Annotated in this window: 5 protein-coding genes; all 5 read left to right on the top strand. The window is 40.7% G+C overall.

Going from position 1 to position 9019, the window contains the following annotated elements; genetic code table 11:
- Positions 1-594: 594 nt before the first annotated feature.
- The 5 genes from G322_RS0114995 (at position 595) to polA (ending at position 8758) form a co-directional block, all read left to right on the top strand.
- A complete protein-coding gene (locus G322_RS0114995; protein ID WP_022942558.1) occupies positions 595-2301 on the top strand; it encodes a dipeptide ABC transporter ATP-binding protein in 1707 nt (568 codons plus the stop codon).
- 30 nt (positions 2302-2331) lie between these two features.
- Positions 2332-3882, top strand: coding sequence for an ABC transporter substrate-binding protein (locus G322_RS0114990; protein ID WP_022942557.1), 1551 nt, complete (start codon positions 2332-2334; stop codon positions 3880-3882).
- A 64-nt stretch (positions 3883-3946) separates the two neighbouring features.
- Positions 3947-4924, top strand: a complete 978-nt coding sequence (locus tag G322_RS0114985; RefSeq protein WP_022942556.1) for an ABC transporter permease — start codon at positions 3947-3949, stop codon at positions 4922-4924.
- Between the two features lie 2 nt (positions 4925-4926).
- Complete coding sequence (locus G322_RS0114980; RefSeq protein WP_022942555.1) at positions 4927-5868, top strand: ABC transporter permease; 942 nt, start codon at positions 4927-4929, stop codon at positions 5866-5868.
- Positions 5869-5980: 112 nt separating this feature from the next.
- Positions 5981-8758, top strand: a complete 2778-nt coding sequence (polA, locus tag G322_RS0114975; RefSeq protein ID WP_022942554.1) for a DNA polymerase I — start codon at positions 5981-5983, stop codon at positions 8756-8758.
- Positions 8759-9019 lie beyond the last annotated feature (261 nt).

The raw sequence follows: 9019 nt of genomic DNA, 5'->3' as shown, positions 1-9019 counted from the left end.
CTCCAACTCTGTACTTTTCATAGTCAAATTAATATAAAAATAAACCCACTGAGTTGTGCTTTTTTTACCTAAACTTAATATAACAAAATAGAATAAGGGCTAGGTTAAAACTGACTGTCGATCACTCAACAAGCCTTTTAATACCGATTACATTAAGTATGTGATCTAAATTTTGCGCAGGAAAATAGCTAAATTTAAGGCGTAAGTTGACGTAAATGGTTGTTCCCTTTACAAAACTTACAACGCAGAAGTGAGTTATTTTAACCAGTAAAATAGATTAGTCATTTACTGTAATTGGTATAACTACACTCTTCATTCAATATACAAGCAGATCATAAAACAAAAAAAATAACAAAAAGTAATATAAATAGGGTGCTATAGCACATAATTAATAATTAATAATTTGAACTGGTAGCCAAAAACCACCTTTGCTATTTGTTGTTGTAGAACTATTGTTCTATGATGATATTTTTCACTTATTCTTTTTTGTTATGTGCGCTTTTTATGAATACTTATTCACTGTAGATAAGTTGTGTAGAGTTATCTTTATTTTTTAATGACTGCTATGTAGCAGTGATTACAAGGATCGTATTAATGTCTTTATTGGAAGTTAAAAACCTGCGCATCGAATACCCTTCACGTTTTGGTACCCATGTTGCGGTAAAAGACCTCTCTTTTAATATTAACCGCGGTGAAATCGTTGGCGTTGTTGGCGAATCAGGGGCTGGGAAATCCACCGTCGGTAATGCCATCATTGATCTACTTAGCCCTCCTGGGGTTATCGCTGCAGGTGAGGTTTTATTAGATGGGGAGTTAATTTCAGGAAAGACCGCTAAGCAGATGCGCCATATACGTGGCAATAAAATTGGTTTTATTTTCCAAGACCCCATGACCTCACTAAATCCGCTTTTTACTGTTGAGCAACAATTGCTGGAAACTATTCATGCAAATTTAAACATGACCAAGGCAGAGGCAAAGCAACGTGCTCTGGATTTGATGCAACAAGTGGGTATTCCTGAACCTGAATTGCGTATTAAACAGTATCCACACCAATTTTCAGGAGGTATGCGTCAACGTGTTGTTATTGCGATTGCACTTTCTGGCGAGCCCGATCTTATTATTGCTGATGAACCGACTACGGCATTAGATGTTTCCATTCAAGATCAAATTTTAACCCTTATCCGTAACCTGTGTATTGAAAAACAGGTAGGTTGTATGTTGGTTACCCATGATATGGGGGTGGTTTCCAATATTACCGATAAGGTAGCAGTAATGTACCGCGGTGAACTGGTTGAATTTGGAGAAACCGCACAGGTTTTAGGGAATCCTAGCCATGAATATACACGCAGTTTGATCTCTGCTGTGCCCCGATCCGATATTAAATTAGACCGTTTCCCACTGGTTAGTTATATCGAAGAGGCGCATGAGTTGAAGCCACTCGATATCAAAAACCACTGGCTTGGGCAAAGTGAAGATCAACGTGAATATACTGGCCCACTACTAAAAGTAGAGAATATTAACCTACGCTTTATTACTAAAGACTCCTTTTTTGAGAGTAAACGTGAATACGTGCAAGCCAATAAAAACGTTAGTTTTGTCATCAATGAGGGGGAAACGTTTGGTCTAGTGGGCGAGTCAGGATCGGGTAAATCAACGATAGCACGTGTTATTGCAGGCTTATACCCACCTAACGAGGGTAAAATAACCTTTGAGGGAATTGACTTAACCTCATTAAAGTCAGAAAGAGAGCGCCGTCCTATTCGCCGTCAAATGCAGATGGTATTTCAGAATCCTTATACTTCAATGAATCCACGCATGAAGGTTTATGACATTATTGCTGAGCCGATCCGTTTTCATAAACTGGCTAGTTCTGAATCACAAATTCAGCAGATTGTTTTTGATCTGTTAGATCATGTTGGTTTAGGAAAAATGTCAGGGGTTAAATATCCCCATGAGTTTTCTGGTGGGCAACGTCAACGTATCTCTATTGCGCGCGCATTAGCGACACGTCCGCGCCTGCTTATTTGCGATGAACCGACTTCAGCACTCGATGTATCGGTGCAAGCACAGATATTAAATCTACTTAAAGATCTACAAGACGAATTAAAACTGACGATGCTCTTTATCAGCCACGATTTGCCCGTTATCCGCCAAATTTGTGACCGAGTGGGGGTTATGCGCCGAGGTGAGCTTGTAGAAGTTTGTGATAGTGAGCAACTTTTTACTAATGCACAGCATGAATATAGCCAACATTTAATTTCACTGATGCCCGAATTTAAAGGGTTACGATCCGCGTTATAAATAACAAACACCATGAAAAGGAACTAACGAATGAAATTTTTAAAAACAAAACTTACCATTGCATTATTAGCAACAGGACTTTGCTTTTCAGCCGTTGCGGCTGATATAACCGTCGCTTATGATTCAGATCCGGTAACACTTGACCCACATGAACAGCTGTCTGGTGGCGTGATACAGATGTCACATATGCTATTTGATCCCTTAGTGCGTTTTGATAAACAGTTTAACTTTGAGCCTCGTTTAGCAGAAAAGTGGGAGCGTATTGATGATACTACTTTCCGTTTCACACTACGCAAAGGGGTGAAATTCCATTCGGGTAATACAATGACTGCAGACGATGTGGTTTGGACATTCAACCGTTTGAAAAAATCAGGTGATTACAAAGCTATCTTCTCCCCTTATAAAGAGTTGAAGAAAATAGACGACTACACCGTAGAGATAATATCATCTAAGCCCTATCCATTAGTCTTACAAACCGCGACCTATATTTTTCCGATGGACAGTAAATTCTACTCTGGCGAAATCGATGGTAAAGATAAATCACGCATTGTAAAACATGGTAGCTCTTTTGCTTCTACTCATGTGTCAGGCACCGGGCCTTTCATTGTTACTTCTCGCGAACAGGGTATAAAAGTGGTGTTTGAGCGTTTTGATGACTACTGGGATACCGCATCACCGGGTAACGTTGATAAACTAACCTTAGTGCCCATCAAAGAGAATGCAACCCGTGTTGCAGCGCTACTTTCAGGTGATGTTGACCTGATTCACCCTGTTGCACCTAACGACCAAAAACGTGTGATTAAAACTAAAAATATCAATCTGACCACCGTTTCTGGTACGCGTATTATTACTCTACAGATGAATCAAAATAGCAATGAAGCATTAAAAGATGTGCGTGTTCGTCAAGCGATTGTATATGCCATTAACAATGAAGCGATTGTTAAAAAAATCATGAAAGGGTTTGGTACTGCTGCTGGGCAACAAAGCCCTGCAGGTTATGCCGGACATGATGAAAGTTTAGTGCCACGTTATGACTTGAAAAAAGCGCGTGCGCTGATGAAAGAAGCGGGTTACGAGAAAGGCTTTAAATTAACCATGATGGCACCGAATAACCGTTACGTTAATGATGCTCAAATCGCCCAAGCAAGTGCTTCAATGCTCGCTAAAATAGGCATTAAAGTTGACCTTAAAACCATGCCTAAAGCACAATACTGGCCTGAGTTTGATTTATGTTCAGCGGATATGATGATGATCGGGTGGCATGCTGATACGGAAGATTCAGCTAACTTTTCTGAATTTTTAACCATGACGCGTAATAAAGAAACAGGTAAAGGCGCTTATAACTGTGGTCATTACGCTAACCCTAAAATGGATGCGTTAGTCAATAAAGCCAATGCAGAAACAGATCCGAGTAAACGTGCTGAGATGTTAAAAGAGGTAGAAAGAATACTGTATAATGATGCTGCCTTTGTACCATTACATTGGCAGGATCTTGCTTGGGGCGCAAAATCTAATCTACAAGTTGCACCCATCGTAAACGCGCTTAACTTCCCTTATTTTGGTGATTTAGTCGTTAAATAAATAATTAACTTAACAACAAACGGCACACTTTCTGTGCCGTTTAAACATTTATAGGGAACAACAAATGTTTACCTTTTTAGTCCAGCGACTTTTTCAGGCATTAATAGTGATGTTTGTGATCAGTTTAGTCGCATTTGCAATTCAAGATAGCCTCGGTGATCCACTACGTGAGATGGTTGGACAGTCAGTTTCAGAAGAAGAGCGTCAAGTGTTGCGTGATGAACTTGGGCTAAATGACCCTTATATGACAAAATATGGTCGTTTTATTGGTAATGCACTGCAAGGCGATTTAGGTACTTCCTATTTCCTTAAACGTCCCGCTGTTGACATTATTTTAGACAAATTACAAGCAACACTGGAGCTGGTATTTGGTGCTGCCTTGATTATTATTGCTGTCTCTATTCCATTAGGTGTTTACTCCGCTATTCATCCTAAAAGTGTGTGGACCAAAGTGATTCTGGCGATCAGTAGTATTGGTATATCCGTGCCCGTATTTTTAACCGCCATTATATTAATGTATATATTTTCTATTGAACTGAATTGGCTTCCCTCATACGGTCGTGGTGATACGGTTATTATTCTTGGTTGGGAAAGTGGTTTTTTCACCAAAGATGGTTTGTTACATCTGATATTACCTTGTGTCTCATTAGCTTCAATTATGTTGCCACTATTTATTCGTTTAGTTCGCTCTGAAATGTTAGAAGCACTTAGCTCTGAATATGTGAAATTTGCTATAGCAAAAGGGCTACCCATGAACAAGGTGTATTATAAACATGCTTTGAAAAATACCATGCTGCCGCTGTTAACGGTTGGTGGTGTGCAGATAGGGACAATGGTCGCTTACACCATTTTAACGGAAACAGTTTTCCAATGGCCGGGGACTGGTTTTCTATTTTTAGAAGCGATTAACCGTGTAGATACGCCACTTATTACCGCTTACGTTATTTTTGTTGGGCTGATTTTTGTGGTCACTAACACTATTGTTGACTTGTTATACGGTGTGATAAACCCAACCGTTAATATTACTGGTAAAGGGGCTTAATCATGAATGAGTTAACAATAACCACCTCTTCTCGTTGGCAGAAAATCAAAAACTCTGATTTTATCTACTACTTTAAACGTGACAAAGTGGCGATGGTCAGTTTTGCACTATTTTTAGCTTTCTTTTTGTCGGCACTTTTTGCACCGATATTAGCGCCTACTGATCCCTATGATTTGATGATTATCGATATCATGGACTCTGAACTTCCGCCGAGTTGGATGGAGGAAGGTGATCAACGCTTTTTATTAGGCACCGATGATCAAGGTCGCGATATTCTCTCCACTATCTTATATGGGGCGCGTTTATCATTAACGATTGGCTTTTTAGCGGTCGCAGTACAGTTGGTTTTAGGTATTGTTATCGGTTTGTCAGCGGGTTATTTCGGTGGTCGAATTGATAGCTTCTTAATGCGTTTTGCCGATGTACAACTGTCATTTTCCACTATGATGGTCGCTATTATTGTCTCTGCTATTTTTAAAGCAAGCTTTGGTGCTGAGTTCTTTAGTGAATACGCAGTGGTCATGTTAATCGTTATTATTGGGGTTGCTGAGTGGCCACAATATGCGCGCACCATTCGAGCATCGGTGCTGGCTGAGAAGCAAAAAGAGTATGTAGAAGCCGCGCAGGTCATGGGTTTTAAAGCGGGGCGTATTATGTTTCGTCATATACTGCCTAACTGTTTATCACCTATTTTGGTTATCTCAACCGTACAGATTGCCAACGCCATTATGTCGGAAGCAGCGCTCTCCTTTTTAGGATTAGGGTTACCCGTTGACCAACCCTCCTTAGGCGCGCTGATCAGTATCGGTTTTAAATATATCTTCTCTGGTGCGTGGTGGATAACGCTATTCCCGGGCATTGTTTTAATCTCACTGGTCTTAGTGATTAACCTACTTGGTGATTGGTTAAGAGATCTGTTTAATCCGAAACTCTATAAAGGTTAACTGTTCGGTTAAGGTGTAACTTAAGTTGCACCTTTTTCCTGAATAGCGCCCCCCTAGTCTGTTAGAAGTAGGGTATAATCTTTGCCTAATTTTCTAACTAGGTAATAAGCTGATGGCGACGATCCCTGAAAATCCTTTTGTACTGGTTGATGGCTCCTCTTATCTTTATCGTGCATTTTTCTCTCCTCCACATCTTACTAACTCAGCGGGTGAAGCAACAGGTGCCGTTTATGGCGTGGTGAACATGCTTAAAAGCCTAATGCGTCAGTTTAACCCGAGTCATATCGTTGTCGTATTTGATGCCAAAGGTAAAACCTTCCGTGATGATATGTACAGCGAATATAAAGCCAACCGTCCTAGTATGCCCGATGATCTGCGTATTCAAATTGAACCTCTCCATGCCGTTATCAAAGCGATGGGTCTGCCTATTTTAATTGTTGATGGCGTTGAAGCCGATGATGTTATTGGCACGCTTTCAAAACAGGCCAGTGAAAAAGGGATTAAGACCCTGATCAGCACCGGCGATAAAGATATGGCGCAGCTGGTGGATGAGCATACGCTACTGATCAATACCATGACGGATACCGTACTGGATGTACAAGGTGTGAGTGATAAATTTGGTGTTCCGCCAGAGCTGATTATTGACTACCTTGCTTTAATGGGCGACACCGCTGATAACATTCCCGGTGTCCCAGGTGTTGGTGAAAAAACTGCATTAGCGATGTTACAAGGCATTGGTTCGATGGATGCTATCTATGAAAATTTAGAGAAACTTGCGCCCCTTGGGTTTCGTGGTAGTAAAACTATCTCTAAAAAAATGGCGGATAACGAAGAGATGGCGCGTCTCTCTTATCGGTTAGCCACGATTAAATTAGATGTTGAGTTAGACGTGGCTTATGACGACTTTAAATTTGCCGAGCAGGACAGTGATGAGTTAATTAAACTGTTTGGAAAACTAGAATTTAGACGTTGGTTATCGGCACTGCTTGATGGTGGGAAAGTAGTGGAAAGCCCGACGGGTGAAACGAAAAATAGCGAGACTAAAACGGTTAATAGTGTGCTTGTTGACAGAAGTAGCTACAAAACTATCTATACAAAGGGTCAGTTAACGCAGCTTATCAAAAAGCTTGAGGCAAGCGACCTATTTGCGTTTGATACAGAAACCACCAGTTTAGATTATATGCAGGCGAAAATTGTTGGATTATCGTTTGCCATTCAAGATGGTAACGAGAACATTGAAGCGGTTTATCTGCCATTAGCGCATGATTATATCGATGCCCCTCAGCAGCTAGATTTTGCCGAAACACTGGCGAAACTGAAACCGCTTTTAGAAGATGAAAAACAGAAAAAAGTAGGACAAAACCTTAAGTATGATCGCAGTGTCTTGCTCAATCATGGCATCGAGTTAAAAGGGATTGAGTTTGATACCATGCTCGAATCCTACGTGATTGATAGTACGGGTAAACATGATATGAATACCCTTGCGCTTAAGTACCTTGATCATAAATGTATCTCCTTTGAAGAGATTGCAGGTAAAGGCAAAAAACAACTTACCTTTAACCAAATTAGCATTAAAGAGGCCGCCCCTTATGCGGCTGAAGATGCGGACATTACCCTGCGTTTACACCTTGAGCTTTATGGTCGCCTAAAAGAGTCGCCAGTGTTATTAACGCTGTTTAATGAGATAGAGTTACCGTTGTTAACCGTGCTCAGTGATATTGAGCGTGGTGGTGTCGAGATTGACAGTCAAATGTTATTGGCTCAAAGCACTGAGATAGCGAAACGGCTATTAGAGATAGAGGAGCTTGCTTATAAAGAGGCAGGTAAACCGTTTAACTTAAGCTCTCCAAAGCAGTTACAGGTGATTCTTTTTGAAGAGTTAAACCTGCCTATTTTAAAGAAAACACCCAAAGGTGCAGCTTCAACCGCAGAAGAGGTTTTAGTGGAGTTAGCATTAACTTACCCTCTGCCTAAATTGATTATTGAGCATCGTGGTTTAAGTAAGCTTAAATCAACTTATACCGATAAATTACCTCGAATGGTCAATGCAAAAACAGGGCGTGTGCATACCTCTTATCATCAAGCGGTCACCGTTACCGGACGTTTGTCTTCAAGCGATCCAAACTTGCAAAATATTCCTATTAGAAGTGCAGAAGGTCGTCGTATTCGCCAAGCATTTATTGCCCAGTCAGGTTATAAAATAGTGGCGGTGGATTATAGTCAAATAGAGTTGCGTATCATGGCGCATCTTTCACAAGATAAAGGCTTATTAGATGCGTTTTCAAATGGCGTAGATATCCATAAAGCCACCGCCGCTGAAGTTTTTTCTGTGGACGTGGGAGATGTGACTGTTGATCAGCGTCGAAGCGCGAAAGCGATTAACTTCGGTTTAATCTATGGCATGAGCGCGTTTGGGTTAGCGAAGCAGCTTAACATTGGTCGTCATGATGCACAGCAATATATGGACAGATACTTTGCTCGTTATCCGGGGGTATTAACCTATATGGAAGAGACGCGCACCGTGGCAAAAGAGCAGGGATATGTGGAAACGATTTTAGGCCGCCGTTTACAGCTGCCGAATATCAATTCACGTAATGGCATGCTCAAGAAAGCTTCTGAACGTGCAGCAATTAATGCCCCGATGCAAGGCACCGCTGCCGATATCATTAAAAAAGCGATGATCGATATGGCTGCTTGGGTTGCGAAGCAAGAGGAGGGAAGTGTGCAACTTTTGATGCAAGTACATGATGAACTGGTGTTTAATATTAAAGAGGATTGTGTTGAATCTTACAGCAAAGAGATTCAAGCCATCATGGCGGAAGCTGCACAGTTGGACGTCCCCTTAATCGCCGATGTAGGTGTTGGGATTAACTGGGATGAAGCGCATTAATTTTCAATGGAAATTAATTTTGAACTTTTTCTATAAGCTGAGGACTAATCTTTTGAACTAGTTATTTTTATAGTTTCTTCCTTAGTTTTCCTCCGCATAGCTTGCTATTCGGAGGTTTTTTTTACCTGTGATTTAGTTGATTTCAAACGAGCGCTCAATTCTTGACGAAAAACGGAAGAAACGTTTCTATCATTTATTGTTCTCCTCTCTCTAATTTATTATATGGAGGTTTTTTTTTACCTGTGATTTAGTTAATTTCAA

This window comes from Psychromonas hadalis ATCC BAA-638 (assembly GCF_000420245.1).
GTDB lineage: Bacteria > Pseudomonadota > Gammaproteobacteria > Enterobacterales > Psychromonadaceae > Psychromonas > Psychromonas hadalis.
Note: the sequence above shows the minus strand (reverse complement) of the source record. Positions and strands in the feature narration are given on the sequence as shown.